The organism is Hymenobacter siberiensis, from assembly GCF_018967865.2.
GTDB classification, from domain to species: domain Bacteria; phylum Bacteroidota; class Bacteroidia; order Cytophagales; family Hymenobacteraceae; genus Hymenobacter; species Hymenobacter siberiensis.
Genome location: NZ_JAHLZY020000001.1, coordinates 646,881 through 665,835, shown reverse-complemented (window position 1 = coordinate 665,835; position 18,955 = coordinate 646,881). Strand labels below are relative to the sequence as shown.

Genomic DNA, 18,955 nt, shown 5'->3' with positions numbered 1-18,955 from the left:
ACGTGAAACTCCGCTCGCTAGTGCCTTGCTAGCGAATTTGCTGGCCAATGATGAAGTGGAAGTGGTTGGGGTCTTGCTTGGTGCCGGCCGGAGTACCAATCGGCGGTATCACGGAGTCGAAGCCATGGCCGAAGTCGAAGCCCAGCAGACCAAAGGCCGACATGAAGATACGAGCGCCTACGCCAGCCGAGCGGTACAGCTTGTAGGGGTTATAGTTCTGGTAGGAGCCGAAGGCATTGCCCGCTTCGGCAAAGCCCAGCACGTACACCGTAGCGGCCGGGTTGAGGCTGACGGGGTAGCGCATCTCCAGCACGTACTTGTTGAATGCGATGCCACCGGCCTGGCCAGACTGCGCCGTCGGGATGGCGAAGGTCGCGTTGGGGTCGTCGTAGCCGCGCAGGCCCACGTAGTCGGTACCCACCAGGTAGTTGCCGCCGCCGTTGTAGCCCAGGCCCGCACCACCCATTTTAAATCGCTCAAATGGCCCCACGTCGCGCTTGGAATTATAGGTTCCCAGGTAGCCAAAGTGAGCGCGGGTGTTCAGTACCAGCTTGCCCACAATCGGGGTAAACCACGAAGCATCAAACATCCATTTGTGGAATTCAATCCACTGGTTGTTGCTTGGATGGTCGGGGTTCAGTAGCGAATAAGGCGGCGTCAGGTTCACGCTCAGGCTTAGCGATGAACCCCGGCGCGTATAGGTGGGATTGTCGATGCTGTTGCGGGCCAGCGTGGTATTCAGGGTAATATTGTTGAACGTACCCGAAGCAGCCCCGGCAATCACCGCATAATTTTGTGTCTGATACTGGCTGTACGACAGCGAGTTACTGAGCGTGAAGTAGTCATCTGGCACGCGAAGCTGGCGGCCCAGGCCCACGGTGGCACTGTTCACCTTAATGAACTGGTCTGAAGCTGCATCTAGTGCCGCACCCGTCCGCTGCACACTGTGATTCAGGCTGAATGAGAAGGAGTTCGGCCGACGGCCACCCAGCCAGGGCTCGGTAAATGACAAGGAGTAAGCCTGGTACTGCAAGCCATTGGCCTGTACGTTGAGCGACAGGCGCTGGCCATCGCCGGAGGGCACAGGCGTCCAGTTACGCAGCGTACCGGCTTTGCGAAGTGAGAAGTTGTTGAAAACAAGACCTACCGTACCAATAAAACCGGCATAACCGCCCCAGCCCCCCGACAGCGTTACCTGGTCCGAAGGCTTTTCTACCACCGTGTAGTTGATATCAACCGTGCCATCGGCTTGGTTGGGAATGGGGTTGATGCCAATTTTTTCCGGGTCGAAATAGCCGAGGGTAGCAATTTCGCGTTGTGAGCGGATGAGTAGCTCCCGGTTGAATTTATCGCCGGGCAGCGTGCGCAGCGTGCGGCGCAGCACGTGGTCGCTGGTTTTGGTATTGCCCGATATGTTGATGTCTTTGATGTGGGCCTGTACCCCTTCATTCAGGCGCATTTCAATATCAATTGAGTCGCCTTCAACCTTGGTTTCCACCGGGTCAATGGTGAAGAACAGGTAGCCGTCGTTGAGATACAGCGAAGAAATATCCTGCCCGGTCGGATTGTAGTTCAGGCGCTTATCCAGAATCTCCTTACTGTAAGTGCTACCGGACTTGATGCCCAGCACATTGGCCAGCGTCTTATCGTCATACAGGTAGTTGCCGTTCCAGGTAATGTGGCGGAAGTAGTACTTGGGGCCCTCGTCTACGGTGATGCGCAAGGCTAGGCCTTTATCGTCCCGCACAAGCGTATCGCTCACGATGGTTGCGTCGCGGTAGCCCTCGGAATTATAGAATTCCAGCAGCTTCTTCTTGTCCTCCTCGTAATCGCTACGCTGGAATTTGCCGGGGGTCAGGAATTTATACGGCTTACGCTCTTTGGTCTTCTTGAGCTTGCCCTTCAGCTTACGGTCCGTAAAGGCTTTGTTGCCTTCAAAGGCAATTTCATGGATGCGCACTTTCGAGCCTTTATCCACGTCAATGCGCAGGGCCACACTATTCGACAAGCTGGAATCGGCAACCTGCACAATGCCCACCTTGGTATCGAGGTAGCCTTTGTTTACGAAGAATTTGCGCACTTGCGTCCGCGCATTGTTCATCAGAGCATCCGTCACCACCTTGCCCCGAATCAGGGTGATTTTTTTCGTCAGGTCTTCGGTCTGTCCTTTTTTAATGCCCGTAAAAGTAAATTTTGACAAGCGCGGCCGCTCTTTCAGGTTGTAGTCGAGGAATATTTTATTGCCCTCGAATCGAGCCACCGTCACGCTCACATCGCCGAGGATGCCCTGGGCCCACAGCTTCCGGATGGATTTTCCAATCTCCTCGCCTGGAATGCTGATGGGGTCGCCCACGCGCAAACCAGTCAAGCCAATCAGGGTATTGGGGTCGAGGTAGCGGGCACCGCTAATGGTAATGCCCCCTAGCTCATATTTCTTGGGCTCATCGAGTCCGGCGGCTGCTTGCTGCTGCGCCTGTACGTGTATTGGCTGCGCTATCAAGCCGGCCAATACCACCATCAAAAGCGCACACTTGATAAAAAAATTACGCACAATAAACATTACAAAGATTTAAGATACAGTGATTTGCTCACTGGTTTTACCAAACCGCCGCTCCCGGCGCTGATAAGCCCGGATGGCCTCCTGAAAGTGCTGCTTCCGAAAGTCCGGCCACAGCAAATCGGTGATGTACAACTCAGTATAGGCCAGCTGCCACAGTAAAAAGTTGCTAATTCGCTGCTCGCCGCTGGTTCGGATAAGAAGCTCCGGATCGGGCATTTTGGCCGTTACCAAGTAGCTCGCCACCGTAGCTTCGGTCACCTGGCTGGGCTGGAGCCGGCCCGAAGCCACGTCATCGGCCATTCGTTTGGCCGCTTGAGTGAGGTCCCAACGGCCGCTGTAGCTCAGGGCCAGCACCAGCGTCATGCGCGTGCCATACTTGGTTAGCTCCATTGCCTCGGCCAGCTCCCGCTGGCAGCTTTTGGGCAAAGTAGCCAGGTCACCAATGGCTTCCAGGCGAATGCTGTTTTTGAGCAGCGTAGCCGTCTCCTTGCGGATGGTGTGCACCAGCAGCTGCATCAGAGCCATTACCTCCAACGCCGGACGATTCCAGTTTTCCGTTGAAAATGCGTACAGGGTCAGGAAGCGCACGCCTAATTCGGCGGCTTCCTCCACAGTTTCACGCACAGCCGTGATGGCGCTTTGGTGACCAAATACGCGCAAGCCCCCACGCTGCTTGGCCCAGCGCCCATTGCCATCCATGATGACGGCCACATGAGCGGGAATATTTTGAGTATCTATTTCGGCCTTGCCGGTCATCTTTGCGGTTTCGCTAAAAGAGCCAGCAAGTTACGGAAATGGTTGCATTTAGCAGCCGAATGCCAATATTAGCTTTTGGCTATATGCAGTTCACAATTATATATAAAGCATTCATCAGCTATCAGCTAACTACTACTTTAACAGCCCTTTATTCTTTTTATATTGGTCGGGGCAGCGGATTTTATAGAACGTATACGATAAGCTGACCCCACTATAATAATACCAATCCTGGTCATGAACATTTACCAGTAGGGGGTCTTGGGTGCTCAAATGGTCGAGTTGGTCAGTAAATGTTTTGCGGACACCTACTTCCAGTCCCAGATTAAGGTGTTCCGAAAGTGCGTACTTAATGCCTGCGCCAGCCGGAATAGCCAGCCCCAACATGCTGCCTTTCTGGTTGAAGGTTGGCTGTAGGAGGGGGTTATTGGATACCGTAGTAGTATTGGCATAAAACCCCGCCAAGCCGGCAAACAGATAGGGCGTAAAATGCACCTTATCTGTCCGGTAATGGTAATCCATGAAGTTGTACTCTACCACCGCCGATGCTTCGAGCACGCTGCCTTTGGTATTGGCCTGCCGGTAGCTCTGCAGCGGGGGCACTCCCCCATTCACGCCCGTCACGTTATCATCGGCACCGCGCAGGAAACCGGCGGTGAAGCCGCCCCGCAAGGTGATGGGCACCGATACGTCCTTACGATAGAAGGCGGTGAAGGCAGGCCGACTGTTTTGCAACTGGAAATCGGGCGATATTTCGCCCCGGTAATTGGTGGCTCCAATACCAATACCTACTTCGCTGGTGTTCTGCGCGTTGGCTGAAACACAAAAAAACGTACTCCCCGCCTGAACAAAGCAAGCGAGGAGTACGTTTTTGAAACCTGAATTCGTCATTTAGTAATTGCTGACTCGGAAAAAGAAACCTAAGCCAGCATTCGCTGGCTAGCGGAATTTGGGGTTCTTGATGCGGGGCGTCAAGATGTAGTTCAATGTTACACCTGTTACGATGTACCAGTCGGTTTTATTGCGCGAGTCACCACGCTGCTCACCAGCATTATCGAAACCGGGAAATTTTGCGCGGTCCTTGGTGATGTCATGTCCGAAATAGGTAGCGGCACCGGGAGCAAGCTGAGAGGTTGCAGCATACCGTCCACCCGTATCATCCAGGTAGTCGGTGAACGTCTTGCGCCAGCCGATTTCCAGGCTTGCATCGAAGTTACGGTTGATGCGGTAGCGGATACCACCACCGAAAGGAATCGAAAACTGGGTCTTGCTGTACGCAGTTGCCTGGCCTTCCGTTCTCAACGGCTGCAGGTCAACGTAGTTACCATTCTTATCGAGGCCCTGGGGGTTGTGGTAGAAACCAGCTACACCAGCGAAAACGTAGGGCACAAAGTCCGGACGCTTGAGGTAATTGTTGCGGTTTTCGATAAGGTCAACGATGGCAACGGCCGAAGCTTCCAGAATGTCATTCCGGAAATTCATATTGCGGTTGTTACGGAAACGAGCATCCGGGTCCTGGTCGCTGGCGAAGGAGTCATCGCCCGAGATACGGCCATACGACAAGCCAAGGCGGCCCGACACACGCGGATAGAAACGACGGGTAATAGAAATACCTGCACCAACCCGAGTAGCACCTAGGCGCAAGCTAGTGAAGCTAGTTACGGGCGTCAAATCCCCGAAGTAGTTCATAGCATTCAGGCTGAAGCCGATGGAGTTGTATTGCTTCCGCTTGCTAAACTGCTGGGCATCAGCCTCCGGTGTTGCCACCAAAGCCAGCCCGAGCACTACGGCCGTAGAATACGTGAAAATATTTTTCATAAGGCAACTAAAATGATGATACTAGGTTCGGCGAGCAAAAGCAATGCAGAGAGCGCACAGTTTCAGACGGTGACAAAAGTAGGCCTAATCGGGAACTAAAAAAAACTTCGACAATTTTTTCAGCAAAAAACTCTGTTTTCAGACCTGAATACCAGCGGGGTTGCGCCGGTCGAGGCCCCAATTCAGTTTGCTGCGTAAGGTACTGAGGAAGTTGACGTGGTTAAGTTTTACCAGCCGAGCGTTGAAAGCTTCTCGGCGAACGGCAATTTGAACGGACGCTTCGACGGGCAGGGAGCGGGAGTCGAGCGCCAGCATATAACTGGAGCTGCGGCCTTCAATTTCGAAGGAAATCACGCTCTGGTCGGACACCACCAAGGGGCGCACATTCAGGTTGTGGGGGCATACGGGAGCAATGATAAAATTGTTTGTTTGCGGCAGCATTACCGGGCCGCCGCAGCTCAGGGAATAGCCAGTTGAGCCGGTGGGCGTGGCCACGACGAGGCCATCGGCCCAGTAGGAATTGAGGTATTCACCGTCGATGTAGGTGTGCACGACAATCATAGACGAGGTGTCGCGCTTGAGGACGCTGAACTCGTTGAGGCCGAAATTGAGGCTGCCAAATACGTCGGGGTCGGTGTCGACGCGAATCAGGCTGCGCTCTTCGATGGTAAAATGACCTTTGAAAAGGGCATCAATGGCCTGGGCAATGCGGTCGGGGGTGATGGTGGCCAGGAAGCCCAGGCGGCCGGTGTGGATACCGAGGATGGGAATCTGGAGGCTGCCGACGTAGGTGACGGTATCGAGCAGGGTGCCGTCGCCGCCAATGCTGAGCACGAACTGGACGCCGCGCAGCGAGTCGCCGCGGTGGAACTCGGTGGTGCCTTCGGGCAGGCGCAGGCGGTTGTCGAGGAAGGTACGGAAGGCTTCGCCAATGCGGACTTCGGCCCGGCGGGCGGCCAAATCGTCGAGCAGGGCCTGAATGGCGGGGGCGGCTTCGTCGTCGAAAGGCTTACCAAAAATGGCGATTTTCATGCGGAGGGAAAAGCGGATTACGTAGAAGCTGTTTAGAAAGTCCCCGAACGGTCATGCAGCGCGCAGCAAAACATCTTGCTCGCATCGTCAGGCCCGTTCAACGATGCGAGCAAGATGCTTCGCTGCGCGCTGCATGACCGTTTGAGTACCTTTTGTGACTTTCTAAACAACTCCGTAATAATAGCGGGTACTTACGTAACAAATAAATAATATGGATGGCGAGAATGAAACGGCTAAATCGGGAATTCGGCCCGGAAAAAGTAGCCGGTTTGCCCTAAGCCATTGAGGGTGTATTCGGCCGTAAATACCCGGTCGTAATACGTGACGAGGTGCAGGCCGAGGCCAACGGCACTCAACAGCTGATTGGGCAGGCGATTTTGGGACAATGAATGCGGGGCGATAACGTAGCCGGCATCGGCAAAGATATTGAGGTAGAGGGCGAGCGGGATGGTATTGATTTTGGGATTGTCGATGGATTGCAGCCGGATGGGCTGGGGCCGCAGCAGCGGGTACGACAGGCCCTGCTGCACCAGTGCATAGTGGCGGCCGTCGATGACGTATTGGTCGTAGCCGCGCACCAAATCGTCGTAGCCGAAGGCGCGGCTATCGGCGTAGGCGAGCTGGCGGGTGAGACGGGCCTGTCCGCTGAGGCCGACACTGTAGTAGAATTGACGGCCCAGGGCCAGGTAACGGGTATAGTTCAGATGCAGGGTGGTGATGCTGGGGGTGGTACCGTCGAGAAAGATGCGGTGCGTGAGCGCAACCTGGGCATAGCGACCGGTGAGCGGGTAGGCGAAGGTGTTGCGCTGGTTGCGGGTGCTGATGAGATTCAGGTCGAGGTATTTGCGCTGAGTGAGGCCGAGGTAATAGGTGGGGTTGTAATGATTGACCGAGTCGCTGATTTGCTCGCGGTGGTAGGAAAAGTTGAGGGCCGTGAGAAACTGAACGGTGTGCCGGAAGCGCAGCCCGCCCGTGACGTAGAAGCGCTGGATGGGAAAGCCGTCATCGGCCCGGAACGGGGTGAGGCGGTCGGCCAGGGTGATGTAGTCGAGAGAATGGCTTTGGAAGTAGGACGCGCCTACGCCGAGGCCCAGCCGCCGGTAATGGCCCAGGCCGGGGGCTTCGTAGAACAGCTCGTACTTGCGGTTGAAGCCCAGCTGCAGGTTAGCGATGAGCTGCTCGTTGCGGCCGCGAAAGTTACTGCGCACGAGGTGCACGCCGTAGTCGACGCGTCGCCAGCGGTCGGCGCGGTCGAGCCAGGAACGCAGGTTGCGGTCGGCCAGCGAAAGGATGGGCACTGGGAAGGTATACCACCGCTCCTGCATCCCAAACACGATGAGCAGCCGGCTACCAGTGCAGCTAGACTGCACCACCACGGCGTGAAACAGCTGGAGGTTGAAGAGCCGGCGACGGTTGGCTTCGAGGCGGGCCGGCAGGTCGACCAGATTAAGGGTGTCGCCTTCGTGAAAATCGAGTTCGGCCCGTAGAATGCGGTCTTTGGTGACGGCATTGCCCGCAAAAATGATGGTACCCACCGGTGCCCGCACAATGCCGGGGCAAGGCAGTATCTGCACGAGGGTATCGGTGGGGGCCACCACGGGGCGCAGCGGGTGCGGCAGCGTATCGGCCTGAGCCGGCCCTAAGCCGGCCAGCAGCATCTGCAACGAGAGAAGGATTCCGAACAGCACCCGCCTCTACACGCTCAGGTAGCGCAGGAGGGCATCGTAGCGCTCCTGCTCGTCGTCGTCGACCACGGCGGTGCCGCTGAACTGCGCCGTCACGACGTAGCCGAACCGCTCCAGCGTGGCCGTGATGCGGGCCAGGTTGTCGGTATTCAGCTTCAGGGTGAGGCGGATGCGGTAGGGGTCGACTTCGTCCTGGGCTACCAGGGCACTGATGATTTTGGCGTTGTTTTCCTCGACGTAGCGGCTGATTTGGGTGAGCGAATAGTCGCGCTCCTCCATGGTGAGGACGATGATGCCGCCCTGGCCGCCGCCGGCAGGCTGCTGCCCGAAGGCCGCCAACGCATCGGCAATGGTGACGACGCCGGCGTACTCATGCCGCTCATCGACGACGGGTACGAGCTGGATTTTATTTTCAATGGCCAGCTCCATCACGCGGTAAAAATGCTGGTCGGGCCGCACGTAGGCATCGGCGTAGCCCAGGGGCATTGCGGAAAGAGGGGTTTCGGGGTCGTCAAAATCGGCGAGGTCGGCTTCGGTGACGAGGCCCCGGTAGTGGCGGTTATCGAGGACGGGCAGCTGGGCCACATGGAACTCATCGAGCCAGCGCGCTGCCTTGCCCACCGAATCGGTGCCCTTCAGAGGCGGAATCATTTCGTTGAGGAGGTCTTCGGCAAGCAGGGCGGGCATACTTTTAGTAATTATAAATTATGAATTAGATGCAGTCGAAAAGATAGGAGAAATTGAGAAAGCAGTACATTCATGATGGACTCTGGCCGGGACTAGCGGCCGGATAGTGGCTAACAACAATCGGGCCGGCAGAATGATAGATAACTTTTAGGCAGACAGCGCGTGGGCAGCTTCGGTGGTACGTAAGAACTGCCGCAGGTAGGCATTGAAACCGGCGGGGCGCTCCATCATGGGGGCGTGGCCGCAGTGGTCTAGGAAGCGCAGCTCGGTGTGGGGCAACAGGCGCTCGAACTCGTGGGCCACGGGCGGCGGGGTAATGGTATCGTTCAGGCCCCACACCAGCAGCGTGGGCACGGTGATGCGGGCCAGCTCCTTGCTCAGGTTGTGCCGCTGGGCCGAGCGCGCAATAGCAATGATGCGCAGGCACTTGGCATTGGAGTTGGTAACATTGAACACCTCATCGACCAGCTCCTGGGTGGCTACGTTGGGGTCGTAGAAGGTGTAGCCTACCCGTTCCTGCACATAGGCATAGTTGCCGCGCTTGGGGAATGAGCCGCCCATGCTGTCCTCGAACAGGCCGCTGCTGCCGGTGAGCACCAGCCGATTGACGCGGGCCGGGTTTTTCAGGGTGTAGACCAGGGCGATGTGGCCGCCGAGGGAGTTGCCGAGCACGGTGAAACTGGCCGGCAAATCCATTACTTTCACAAAACCCTCGACGTAGGCGACCAGGCCCGGCACGCCGGCCTGGGTGAGGGGCATGTCGTAGATGGGCAGCAGGGGGATGATGACGCGGTGGTCGGGCGCAAACTCCCGCACCACGTCCTGCCAGTTGCTGAGGGCCCCGAACAGGCCGTGCAGCAGTAGCAGCACCGGGCCCTGGCCTTCGTCCACAAATTCGTACCCATGCTGGTGCTGGCGGCGCAATTCCATCTCGTTTTTCGTCAATTACCGGCGGTTTAGGCAATGATACAACAGCGGAGCCAATTGCCCAAAATTGCCAGCCCGTGCGGGGTGAGCAGGGCTTCGGGATGAAACTGGACGCCGTAGAGCGGCAACGTGCGGTGGCGCAAGGCCATGAGCTCGGGAGCGGGGCCGGTGGTGTAGGCCAGGGGCTGGAGCACGGCCGGCAGCGGCTCGCTGAGAATGAGCGAGTGGTAGCGCGTGATGGACTGCACGACTGGCAGGCCGGCAAAGAGCGGCGCGGCGGTATCACAGCGCATATCGGTGACTTTGCCATGCATGGGCCGGGCGGCCCGTACCACCGCACCCCCAAAAAACTCGCCCAGCGCCTGGTGGCCCAGACAGACGCCTAGCATGGGGATGTGGCGATGAAAGGTCTGGATGACGGCCGGCATCACGCCGGCTGCGGCCGGCGTGCCGGGGCCGGGCGACAGGACGAGGCCGTCGAAATCGGGCACGTTTAATTCGACCAGGGGCACATCGTTGCGTCGCACCACCACTTCGGCTCCCAGCTGGCGCAGATAATCGGCCAGCGTAAAGGTGAAGGAGTCGAAGTTATCGAGCAGTAGGAGACGCATTTGAAGGGATGAGTTTTAAGGGTTGAAGGCGGAGTTAAAAGAGGACTATTTGAGAAAACTCAACCTTCAACCCTCAAAACTCAACTCTTCACAAAAGCTGCCCGCATTCGGCTTAGTAAATCCTGGGCGAAGGGCAGCACATAGCCCGTGATTTGCAGGGCCAGCGGCGTGGCTTGCTTCACGATGGGCAGGATTTGCGAGCCCACCACGAGGTTGGGCGAGAGCAGCATCAGGCCCGATAGGCGGGTACCGTAGAGCAGCAGGCTCAGCCCCAACAGCCACTTGATGACGCCGGCGGCCCCGCCCAAAAGATTATCCAGCACGCCCAGCGGGGTGAGGTGCACGGCCGTTTTGAGCAGGCCGCCCAGCAGGTGCACGCCCCACATAATGGCCACGAACACCAGCGCGAAGGACAGCAGCGGCAGCATCCCGAAGGCATCGCCCACGTACTGCCGCACCAGCGGCACAGCGGCCGAAAGCAGCAGCAGCCCGCCCACCACGCCCAGCACGAAGGCCAGCAGCGACACCACTTCCAGCACCAGCCCGCGCCGGTAGCCCTTCACGGCCCCGATACCGAGCGGGAGGAGCAGGAGGATGTCGAGGGCAGTCATGCGGCAAGGGGATAAGTGAGTAAATGAGTAACGGGAAGTCGGGCCTACTAAGCGGCATAGCGCATAGCCATTGTTTCGTTCAGCAGGCCCGACTTCCCGTTACTCATTTACTCACTTACTCAACTACAGATTCGTGTTGTTCAGCAAATGGCCGAGCACGTCGGAGATGCGCTTGCCGTCGGCCTGGCCGGAGAGCTCGCGGGCAGCTACGCCCATCACCTTTCCCAGGTCGGAAGGGCCGGTAGCGCCCACGCGCTGAATGATGTGCACGAGGCGCTCTACCAAAGCAGCCTCGGAGAGCTGGGCGGGTAGGTATTCTTCAATGATGGCCAACTCGGCGAGCTCGGTTTCTTCGAGGTCGGAGCGGAACTGCTCCTTGTAGATGGCGGCGGCGTCGCGGCGCTGCTTAGCGGCTTTGTTTAGGAGCTTGAGCTCGGCTTCGGGCGTGAGGCCGTCGACGCTGGCGCCGTCGGCGGTTTCGGCCAGCATAATTTGCGATTTGATGCTGCGCAGGGCGGTAAGGCGCACTTTGTCTTTGGCGAGCATGGCCTGCTTGATGGCGGCGTCGATGGTGGTTTTGAGCATGGAGAAAATGGATGGGCGCGTTGGCGCGGGTAAAAGTTTCAGTGACGAGGGGCAGCGAGGGCGTCCAGCAAGGCCATGGGCTGATCGAGATACAGGGCCAGCCGGCGGGCCGGGCGGCAGATGCCATACGGCCCGGTTACGGATATCGGGGCCGCAAAGGTCAGCATTACATTCGGAGCCGTCAGCAGGGGGCGCGCCAGGTTCAGGGTTTCGGCATCGGCCGCGAAGTCTCCCCGCAGCAGCTCGGCGGTGGGCCAGCTGCCGCGCGGCACCGCGACGTGCCAAAAAAACCCAACCCGCACCAGCAGCTCATCGGCGGTGAGCAGCGTGGGCTGCAACCGGACGGCGTGGCCGTGGGCAATGAATAGCAGCAGCGCATAGGCATCGGCCACGAGCAGCCAGCCGGCGGCCACCGGGCTCCACATCCGCACCAGCAGGTGCAAGGCAGCACTTTCGATTAAAAGGCCGAAGCAGACGATTCCCAGCAAAGCTCCCAGGCCCGACTCGCGGTGGCTGGCGAAGGCGGCCACCCCCGACCGCGTGGCTGGTATAGGTTCCCACCAGCCCAACAGGGCGTAGCGCAGCATATCGAGCTCAGCTACCAGCAGCCCACCGGCCATGCCCAACTCCTGCGCGGCGGCCAGCCGCAGGCGAAGGAGTAGTCGGGTTTCATGCGCCCCGGCGGCCCGGTAGGCGCGCAGCAGTGCCCGCCCCCGGGCAGCCAGGGCAAGCAGCGTCACGGCTTCGAGCGCCATAGGCAGCAGCCGCAGCAGCGCCTGCGAGGGCCATTGTGGTACGGGCAGCAGCCAGCACGCAAGCGCCAGGCAGGCACTGACCACGCCACCCAACACCAGGGGCGAAAGCCGGTATCGGCGCAGCAGCAATACGTAAAACAATAGCGGCAGCCCCACCAGCACATCGAACAACACGGCCCACGACAAGGCCAGATGCTGCGGAAACGAGGGCAGTCGCACAACGGTATGTTCGATGCCCACAACCAGGAAAGCCAGCGCGGCAAATGCCAGCACCGGCCGTAGCCGAACAGATAGGGAGGACGGATGCGTCATGACAGGCCCCCGGCCCGGGGCGGGGCCGTGTGTGGTGTAAATTCGCCCCGAAGCTACGGCTCTGGTTGGTATCCTTTATTTATTATCCGTGCAGCGAAGGACCTTATTACGGTGCCGCCGGTTGAGTTACGGCAAACTTTTCAGCGGGAATGAGGTCCTTCACAAGCTCAGGATGACAACCGGTTTTCCTATTCTCTCCAACAACTCCTACCCGCCCACCCCCATCCCCTCCTACCCTAATAAAAGATGACCAAGCTCAGCGTCAATATCAACAAACTGGCTACCCTGCGCAATGCCCGGGGCCACAACCGCCCCGACATCCTGCTGGTCGCGCGCGACATCGAGCGCTTCGGGGCTGAAGGCATTACGGTGCACCCGCGCCCCGACGAGCGCCACATCCGCTACCAGGACGTGCGCGACCTCAAGCACATTGTGACCACCGAGCTGAACGTGGAGGGCAACCCCACGCCCGATTTCCTGGCCCTGTGCCGCGAGGTGCACCCCGAGCAAGTGACGCTGGTGCCCGACGCCCCCGACGCCATTACCTCCAACGCAGGCTGGGACGTGGTGGCGCACCAGCAGTTTCTGCGCGAAGTGGTGGCCGAGCTGAAGTCGTTTGGAGCCCGCGTGAGCATTTTCCTCGACCCCGACGTGCGCCTGGTGGAAGCCGCCGCCAGCACCGGCACCGACCGCATCGAGCTCTACACCGAAGCCTATGCCGTGCACTACCTCGCCGACCGCGAAGCCGCCGTGGCCCCCTACCGCGCCACGGCGGCCCGCGCCGGCCAGCTGGGCTTGGGCGTGAACGCCGGCCACGACCTCGACCTCAATAATTTGGCCTGGCTGCACCAGCAGCTGCCCGAACTGGCCGAGGTGAGCATCGGCCACGCTCTGGTGTGCGACGCGTTGTACCTGGGCCTCGAAAACACGGTACAGCTGTATAAACGCCAGCTGAAGTCGTAGTCAGACGTTTTTTTCAGAGAACGTCATGTTTCGACTTCGCTCAGCATGACGTTCATTTTTTTATTTTCAATTATTGCCCCGCATGCCCCGTCACTCCCTAGCCGAATTCGAAGCACTCCCCTACCCCGTGCTCGATGTGCGGGCTCCCATCGAGTTTGCGCAGGGCCACATGCCGGGCGCGCTCAACCTGCCTTTGTTTACGGATGAGGAGCGGGCCAGCATCGGCACTACCTATAAGCAGATGAGCCAGGAGCGAGCCGTGCACCTGGGCCTGGAGTTTTTCGGGCCGAAGATGTCGGCCATGGTGAAGCAGGCCAAAAAGCTGGTGCCCGGCAAGGAAGTGCGCCTGCACTGCTGGCGCGGCGGCATGCGCAGCGGGGCCGTGATGTGGCTGCTGGAGCTGGCCAGCTTCAAAGTGCACCTGCTCGACCATGGGTATAAGGACTACCGCCGCGATGTGCTGGCCTCGTTTGCGCAGCCCCGGCAGTGGCGCGTGCTGGGCGGCCTCACCGGCAGCGGCAAAACCGATGTGCTGCACCAGCTAACCGCCATGCACGGCCAGCTGGTGCTCGACCTAGAGGGCCTGGCCAGTCACAAGGGTTCGGCCTTTGGGGCCATTGGGCAGCCGGTGCAGCCCACCCAGGAGCAGTTTGAGAACAACCTGGCGGCGGCAATGGCCGCCCTGCCCACCGATACCCCGATTTGGGTGGAGGATGAGAGCCGCCAGATTGGCCGGCTCACCATTCCGCCCGGGCTGTTTGCCCAGCTCCAGGCCTCCCCGCGCTTCGTACTGGAGGTGCCCCGCCCCGCCCGCGTGGCCAAGCTGGCCGCCGAGTACGGGGCCGAAGACCCAACCCTGCTGGCCGAATCCATCGGGCGTCTGCAAAAGCGCCTTGGCGGCCTGGCCACCCAGCAAGCGCTGGCCGCCGTGGCCGCCCGCGACTTCCCGCTGATGGTGGAGCTGGTGCTCGATTACTACGACAAGACCTACACCTACGGCCTGGCTCCCCGCCCCGAAGAGCCGCCCCGCACCCTGGTGCCCGTGGCCGACTGCGATGCCGCCGCAAATGCGGCGCAGCTGTTACAGGCCACTGCGACCATCTAAAAGGCTTGAGCATCATGACAAATGTGCCGCCAGTCGATAATTCGGCCGGGTATCGGTGGTATATTGTAATTTGTCGGCTGAAATAGCAATTCAGCTTTTCACTTATCCCCCTCCTTTTCCTTTCTCTGTCTTCGCTCACTTAAGTATTTTCTATTCCCCACTTTTCCTCTTTTTTCCATGTTAACAAACCTACAAACCCGGCTAAAAAAAGCCAGTCGTTTGCTACCGGTAGCTTTGCTGCCATTCGCGGCGCACGCACAGTTCAATTATGGTGCTGCAAATGCCGTAACCGTTGCCGGTACGTATACCGATTTAGGCACGGGTGGAACGGCTATTGCTACCACCAACCCTGACGATGCCAACTCTACGGCACAGCCTATTGGCTTCACTTTCAATTACAACGGCACGGCTTTTACACAGTTTATCTTAAACACCAACGGCCTCATCAAGCTTGGCTCGGTTGCGCCTTCGACCGCAGCCCTGTACTATGAGAATTTCGCCGGTGGCGTTGGTATCGACCCGCTTTCATCGGCCGCAGCAGCCGAAACAAACCTGATTATGCCCTTCAACTTCGACCTGGAGGAAGGCATTAGCGGTACGGCTGATTTTCGGGTGCAAACCACCGGCACAGCGCCTAACCGCGTCTGCACAATTCAGTGGAAAAACGTAAAAGACAAGTCAGAGCCCGGCACCGGTGCTCCTGCCCAGTACAGCAACTTCAGCTTCCAGGCGAAGCTGTACGAAAGCGGTAACATTGAATTTATTTACAATACTGCACTTGCCTCGGCGAATGCCACAGCCACTCGTTTTCCAAACGTGGGCCTGAAAGGAAGCAGTACCGCAACCAACCAGGTAGCGCTGGCGCTCAAAGGAGTACCCAGCGACCCTTGGAGCGCGACTACTTTCATTAGCCAGAACTACGGCACTTCGGCTCACAACATAAACAAGGTAGGTTTGCCGGATGCTGGCCGTACCTACCGCTTTGTACCCACCGTGCAGCTGAGCAACGATGCCGCTGTTACGGCTATCTATACCTTGGGTACAGTATCGAGCGCCTACGGTTCGCCAGTAACGGCCCAGGCCCTGGTAACTAATACTGGCTCTGCTGCTCAAACCAACCTTGCCGTGACCCTCGCGGTAAGTGGTGCCACTACCTACACGAACACGCAAACGGTAGCAACCCTGGCCCCAGGTGCTTCCACTATGGTTACCTTCACCTACCCCGTGGCGGGCACCACCGGCACCAATACCCTGACCGTGACCATTCCTGCGGATGGCTTAGCTAGCAACAACATCCAAACCTTCACCCAAACCATTTCGACTGGCACCCTGAGCTACGTTTCGGGCACCACCATCAACGGTGGCGCTGGTGTGGGTGCGGCTGGCAGCGTCTTGGCCGTTGGGTACCGCACCGTGGGTGCCGCCGCTGTAACGTCGGTAAGCCCTTCTTTTACCGGCACCACCACGGCTACAGCTACTTATCAAGTATTGGTATATAGCGCCGCTGCCAATGGTCAGCCCGGCACCGTGCTCTACACCTCGCCTGCGCGCCCCCGGCCCGCCGGTACTGCTAACGTGGTTACCACAGAAACGGTAGCTATTCCGAATATCGCCGTAAATGGCGGCTTTTTTGTCGGCCTCAAAACCGTTGCCGCCGACAACCTGAGTGTTGCTTACCAGACCGAAGTGCCACTGCGCAGCGGCACGTTCTTCTACACCACCACCAACGGTACCACCTGGATAGACATCAACACTTCCACGCTCAATTCGCGCTTGGCTGTCAATGTTGGCCTGTCCACTTTCACGGCCGTTCGCAACGAGGCCCTGGCCGCTACCGTGAGCCTGTACCCCAACCCCGCGCACCAGAGCTTCCAGCTCACGGTGCCTACTGGCCTGCGTACTGCTTCGGCCACGCTGAGCAACACCCTGGGCCAAGTGGTGCAGTCGCGCCAGTTGAACCTGCCCGCCGCCGGCGGCACCGCCGACTTCAACGTGAGCAGCCTGGCTCCCGGCGTGTACACGCTGACGTTGAAATCGGGGACTGACCTCGTGGTGAAGCGCGTGGTAGTGGAATAACCATTCCCGCCCCGCACCCATAAAAAAAGGGCTGACCGCATGGTCAGCCCTTTTTTTATGCACAGCATCAAGCTTAGCTGATGGGCACCTTGCGCAGAATGGCCTCAATCAAATCCTGGGTGCGGATGCCGTCGGCTTCGGCCTCGTAGGTGAGCAGGATGCGGTGGTTGAGCACATCGGCCGCCACTTCCTTGATGTCTTCGGGCAGCACGTAGTCGCGGCCTTCGAGGTAGGCCACGGCTTTGGAGGCGCGGTGCAGGGCAATGCTGGCCCGGGGGCTGGCCCCAAACTGCACGGCCTGGGCAAATTCGGGCAGGTCGTAGTCGGCCGGCCGGCGGGTGGCAAACACCAGCTCAATCAGGTAATTTTCCAGGGTGTCAGAAATCTGCACCTGATTGATTTGCTGGCGAATACCGAAAATATCTTCTTTAGTCAGAATGGGCTGCACATCTTCCACAAAGCTGAGGTTGGCCATGCGGCGCATCACCTCCAGCTCGTCGGCCTTCTTGAGGTAGTCAACGTGCACCTTCAACATAAAGCGGTCGACCTGGGCCTCGGGCAGCGGGTAGGTGCCTTCCTGCTCCACGGGATTTTGGGTGGCCAGCACCAGAAACGGCAGGTCGAGCGGATACGTGGTATCGCCGATGGTGACCTGCTTTTCCTGCATGGCTTCGAGCAGGGCGCTCTGCACCTTGGCCGGCGAGCGGTTGATTTCGTCGGCCAGCACGAGGTTGGCAAAAATCGGCCCCTTCTTTACTTCAAAAACCGACTGGTTCTGGTTGTAAATCATGGTGCCCACCAGGTCCGATGGCAGCAAATCGGGCGTGAACTGCACCCGCTGAAAATGCAGGTGCAGCACCTTAGCCAGCGTCGAGATGGTGAGGGTTTTGGCCAGGCCCGGCACCCCTTCCAGCAGGATGTGCCCACCGGTGAACAGGCCAATCAGCAGGCGGGTGAGCAGCGGCTGCTGCCCCACCACCACCTTGCCCATCTCCGCGAATACCTGGCGGATAAGCGGATGATAGTCGATGGGTGCCGCCGGCACAGGAGTATCAGAAACAGGGTTCATACGTGGGAGCGTGGACAAAACAGCAGCTGCAAGGTAGGCACAAGGCCGGTGCCGGCCGATACCGGGACATTATATTCCTTCGGCCCTGTCACGAGCCTTGCCTCATGGCCCGGGCCCGTAGCACGCTCCCGGCAAATGGGGCGTTGGGCCTTGCTGGCGCTGCTGCTGCTGCTGCTGGCCCTGCTACTCATTGGCGCCTACGATGAGCAAACTTTCTCGTTTCTCACGGTGCTGTGGCAGCGACTGCTGGCTGCCAGTAGCCTGCACCACTTAGCGGCGGCGATGCAGCAGGACATCAACGGCGGCATTACCAAGCGCCTGCTGCCGGCCGTAGTCCCCTACGCGGCCCTCTGCATCGGCATTTGCCTGCTGCAGCTGGTGCTCGCCCCGGCCCAGTGGCGCATGGCGGTGAAGCTGTACACCGGTACGCTGGCCAGTAAGCTGGCCGGCGATGCGATGCCGGCGATGCGATGCCGGCCGCCTCAGCGTGCTCCTCAGCGGCTACCGCCAGCCCGTCGAGCTAACGGTGTTTGATGCCCTGGGGCGCATGGTGGCGCACAAATCGGTAGCAGCGCCCAACCCCCAGGGCACCACCCAGCCGCTGGACCTCACCAGCGTGGGGGGCCGGCGTGTATGTGCTGCAGGTACGCACCGCCGCCAGCCTGGAAACGCGCCGCGTGGTACACGAATAGCCCAAGTAACTGCTGAAGGCAAAGCCAAAAAAGCCCGCCACCTGAAAAGGTGAGCGGGCTTTTTTGGCTTTGCAAATAGTACCAGAGACGGGACTCGAACCCGTACGTCCGCGAAGACAAGGGATTTTAAGTCCCTCGTGGCTACCATTACACCACTCTGGCTCAGCTACTTAGCTATGATATTAACTCTGTTTTTGCCCCGATAGTTTTCCGTCAGGGCATGGCAGTTTGGACAAAGTAACTGCAAGTTTTCCAAACGGTGGGCATTATTTATCCCATTCCGATGATGTAATTCCAGCGGAATAGGCTGATGCTTCCATTCTACTAGTCCACAATCCTCACAATGTCTGGCCTTCACGCTTTCTTCCAGCAGCCTTTTCCGTAAACCATGAGTGAAATTATACGGCGAATTTTCTACCAGAATTTCTTCAAGGGTGGCTTTGCGTCCGAAACTCTTGTAGCGGCCCCCTTGGTTCCAGGCCGCGCCCGTCCAGTGGCTAGTATCCAAGCCTAGCTTCGCGATGCGGGCATATACGGTTTTGTAGTTGCCCCCGGCCGGCACCAGCCCGATGCGCCCCAATACCTGCGCCACCGATAGGCTTTCGCTAACCGCCTGCCGGAATTCATCATCTGTACTGAGGCATTTGCGGGTAGCAGCCATACGGATGACATGAGTTAAAACAAAAAAGACGCTGCTGTAAAGCAACGTCTTTT

General features: G+C 58.7%; 19 protein-coding genes and 1 tRNA gene. 5 read left to right on the top strand and 15 right to left on the bottom strand.

The features are described 5' to 3' along the window. Positions 1 to 28: 28 nt before the first annotated feature. The 12 genes from bamA to KQ659_RS02755 form a co-directional block, all read right to left on the bottom strand. Complete coding sequence (gene bamA / locus KQ659_RS02810) at positions 29 to 2,551, bottom strand: outer membrane protein assembly factor BamA (protein WP_226929806.1); 2,523 nt, start codon at positions 2,549 to 2,551, stop codon at positions 29 to 31. 18 nt (positions 2,552 to 2,569) lie between these two features. Next, the gene (locus tag KQ659_RS02805) at positions 2,570 to 3,316 is read right to left on the bottom strand and encodes an isoprenyl transferase (RefSeq protein WP_216678889.1); all 747 of its coding nucleotides are present in this window, start codon (positions 3,314 to 3,316) and stop codon (positions 2,570 to 2,572) included. Positions 3,317 to 3,448: 132 nt separating this feature from the next. Then, entirely contained in the window at positions 3,449 to 4,204 is a 756-nt protein-coding gene (gene porG, locus KQ659_RS02800) for a type IX secretion system protein PorG (protein ID WP_216678890.1), read from the bottom strand. 48 nt (positions 4,205 to 4,252) lie between these two features. Next, positions 4,253 to 5,131 (bottom strand): DUF6089 family protein, encoded by an 879-nt coding sequence (locus KQ659_RS02795; protein ID WP_216678891.1) that lies wholly within the window; start codon positions 5,129 to 5,131, stop codon positions 4,253 to 4,255. A gap of 138 nt (positions 5,132 to 5,269) precedes the next feature. Continuing rightward, on the bottom strand, positions 5,270 to 6,163 hold the full coding sequence (locus KQ659_RS02790; protein ID WP_216678892.1) for an NAD kinase: 894 nt from the start codon (positions 6,161 to 6,163) through the stop codon (positions 5,270 to 5,272). A gap of 233 nt (positions 6,164 to 6,396) precedes the next feature. Beyond that, entirely contained in the window at positions 6,397 to 7,821 is a 1,425-nt protein-coding gene (locus KQ659_RS02785) for a BamA/TamA family outer membrane protein (protein WP_216685390.1), read from the bottom strand. A 36-nt stretch (positions 7,822 to 7,857) separates the two neighbouring features. Beyond that, positions 7,858 to 8,535: a CBS domain-containing protein gene (locus tag KQ659_RS02780; RefSeq protein ID WP_216678894.1), complete on the bottom strand. Its 678-nt coding sequence runs from the start codon at positions 8,533 to 8,535 to the stop codon at positions 7,858 to 7,860. Positions 8,536 to 8,682: 147 nt separating this feature from the next. Then, entirely contained in the window at positions 8,683 to 9,465 is a 783-nt protein-coding gene (locus tag KQ659_RS02775; RefSeq protein ID WP_216690771.1) for an alpha/beta fold hydrolase, read from the bottom strand. Positions 9,466 to 9,491: 26 nt separating this feature from the next. After that, positions 9,492 to 10,073 (bottom strand): anthranilate synthase component II, encoded by a 582-nt coding sequence (locus KQ659_RS02770; protein ID WP_216678895.1) that lies wholly within the window; start codon positions 10,071 to 10,073, stop codon positions 9,492 to 9,494. 80 nt (positions 10,074 to 10,153) lie between these two features. Continuing rightward, positions 10,154 to 10,684 carry a CvpA family protein gene (locus tag KQ659_RS02765; RefSeq protein WP_216678896.1) on the bottom strand — a complete coding sequence of 177 codons (531 nt, stop codon included), beginning with the start codon at positions 10,682 to 10,684 and terminating at the stop codon, positions 10,154 to 10,156. A 123-nt stretch (positions 10,685 to 10,807) separates the two neighbouring features. Beyond that, positions 10,808 to 11,269 carry a GatB/YqeY domain-containing protein gene (locus KQ659_RS02760; protein WP_216678897.1) on the bottom strand — a complete coding sequence of 154 codons (462 nt, stop codon included), beginning with the start codon at positions 11,267 to 11,269 and terminating at the stop codon, positions 10,808 to 10,810. Positions 11,270 to 11,307: 38 nt separating this feature from the next. After that, entirely contained in the window at positions 11,308 to 12,297 is a 990-nt protein-coding gene (locus KQ659_RS02755; RefSeq protein WP_226929805.1) for a hypothetical protein, read from the bottom strand. A gap of 285 nt (positions 12,298 to 12,582) precedes the next feature. On the opposite strand from KQ659_RS02755, the gene KQ659_RS02750 reads away from it, so the two are divergent. From KQ659_RS02750 to KQ659_RS02740, 3 genes are all read left to right on the top strand, one after another. Beyond that, on the top strand, positions 12,583 to 13,299 hold the full coding sequence (locus KQ659_RS02750) for a pyridoxine 5'-phosphate synthase (protein ID WP_216690326.1): 717 nt from the start codon (positions 12,583 to 12,585) through the stop codon (positions 13,297 to 13,299). A gap of 82 nt (positions 13,300 to 13,381) precedes the next feature. Beyond that, entirely contained in the window at positions 13,382 to 14,404 is a 1,023-nt protein-coding gene (gene mnmH / locus KQ659_RS02745) for a tRNA 2-selenouridine(34) synthase MnmH (RefSeq protein WP_216690327.1), read from the top strand. Positions 14,405 to 14,581: 177 nt separating this feature from the next. Further along, positions 14,582 to 16,480: a T9SS type A sorting domain-containing protein gene (locus KQ659_RS02740; protein ID WP_216690328.1), complete on the top strand. Its 1,899-nt coding sequence runs from the start codon at positions 14,582 to 14,584 to the stop codon at positions 16,478 to 16,480. Positions 16,481 to 16,553: 73 nt separating this feature from the next. On the opposite strand, the gene KQ659_RS02735 is transcribed toward KQ659_RS02740, so the two are convergent. Next, entirely contained in the window at positions 16,554 to 17,549 is a 996-nt protein-coding gene (locus tag KQ659_RS02735; RefSeq protein WP_168671242.1) for an AAA family ATPase, read from the bottom strand. Positions 17,550 to 17,684: 135 nt separating this feature from the next. Between KQ659_RS02735 and KQ659_RS02730 the strand changes: the two genes are divergently transcribed. Next, positions 17,685 to 18,083, top strand: coding sequence for a hypothetical protein (locus KQ659_RS02730; RefSeq protein ID WP_216685393.1), 399 nt, complete (start codon positions 17,685 to 17,687; stop codon positions 18,081 to 18,083). Beyond that, complete coding sequence (locus KQ659_RS02725; RefSeq protein ID WP_226929804.1) at positions 18,037 to 18,294, top strand: hypothetical protein; 258 nt, start codon at positions 18,037 to 18,039, stop codon at positions 18,292 to 18,294. Before KQ659_RS02730 ends, KQ659_RS02725 begins: the two co-directional genes overlap by 47 nt. Positions 18,295 to 18,320: 26 nt before the next feature. On the opposite strand, the gene KQ659_RS02720 is transcribed toward KQ659_RS02725, so the two are convergent. Beyond that, positions 18,321 to 18,403 (bottom strand) — tRNA-Leu (locus tag KQ659_RS02720). A gap of 4 nt (positions 18,404 to 18,407) precedes the next feature. Beyond that, a complete protein-coding gene (locus KQ659_RS02715; RefSeq protein ID WP_216690329.1) occupies positions 18,408 to 18,902 on the bottom strand; it encodes an HNH endonuclease in 495 nt (164 codons plus the stop codon). Positions 18,903 to 18,955: the final 53 nt, after the last annotated feature.

Bases quoted from the DNA above. Each gene is read 5' to 3' on its own strand.
- KQ659_RS02760 (WP_216678897.1), bottom strand. From the start codon at position 11,269: ATGCTCAAAACCACCATCGACGCCGCCATCAAGCAGGCCATGCTCGCC.
- mnmH (WP_216690327.1), top strand. From the start codon at position 13,382: ATGCCCCGTCACTCCCTAGCCGAATTCGAAGCACTCCCCTACCCCGTG.
- KQ659_RS02730 (WP_216685393.1), top strand. From the start codon at position 17,685: ATGGGGCGTTGGGCCTTGCTGGCGCTGCTGCTGCTGCTGCTGGCCCTG.
- KQ659_RS02785 (WP_216685390.1), bottom strand. From the start codon at position 7,821: ATGCTGCTGGCCGGCTTAGGGCCGGCTCAGGCCGATACGCTGCCGCAC.
- KQ659_RS02750 (WP_216690326.1), top strand. From the start codon at position 12,583: ATGACCAAGCTCAGCGTCAATATCAACAAACTGGCTACCCTGCGCAAT.
- KQ659_RS02765 (WP_216678896.1), bottom strand. From the start codon at position 10,684: ATGACTGCCCTCGACATCCTCCTGCTCCTCCCGCTCGGTATCGGGGCC.
- KQ659_RS02780 (WP_216678894.1), bottom strand. From the start codon at position 8,535: ATGCCCGCCCTGCTTGCCGAAGACCTCCTCAACGAAATGATTCCGCCT.
- KQ659_RS02790 (WP_216678892.1), bottom strand. From the start codon at position 6,163: ATGAAAATCGCCATTTTTGGTAAGCCTTTCGACGACGAAGCCGCCCCC.
- KQ659_RS02775 (WP_216690771.1), bottom strand. From the start codon at position 9,465: ATGGAATTGCGCCGCCAGCACCAGCATGGGTACGAATTTGTGGACGAA.
- porG (WP_216678890.1), bottom strand. From the start codon at position 4,204: ATGACGAATTCAGGTTTCAAAAACGTACTCCTCGCTTGCTTTGTTCAG.
- KQ659_RS02805 (WP_216678889.1), bottom strand. From the start codon at position 3,316: ATGACCGGCAAGGCCGAAATAGATACTCAAAATATTCCCGCTCATGTG.
- KQ659_RS02770 (WP_216678895.1), bottom strand. From the start codon at position 10,073: ATGCGTCTCCTACTGCTCGATAACTTCGACTCCTTCACCTTTACGCTG.
- KQ659_RS02740 (WP_216690328.1), top strand. From the start codon at position 14,582: ATGTTAACAAACCTACAAACCCGGCTAAAAAAAGCCAGTCGTTTGCTA.
- KQ659_RS02795 (WP_216678891.1), bottom strand. From the start codon at position 5,131: ATGAAAAATATTTTCACGTATTCTACGGCCGTAGTGCTCGGGCTGGCT.
- KQ659_RS02735 (WP_168671242.1), bottom strand. From the start codon at position 17,549: ATGAACCCTGTTTCTGATACTCCTGTGCCGGCGGCACCCATCGACTAT.
- KQ659_RS02715 (WP_216690329.1), bottom strand. From the start codon at position 18,902: ATGGCTGCTACCCGCAAATGCCTCAGTACAGATGATGAATTCCGGCAG.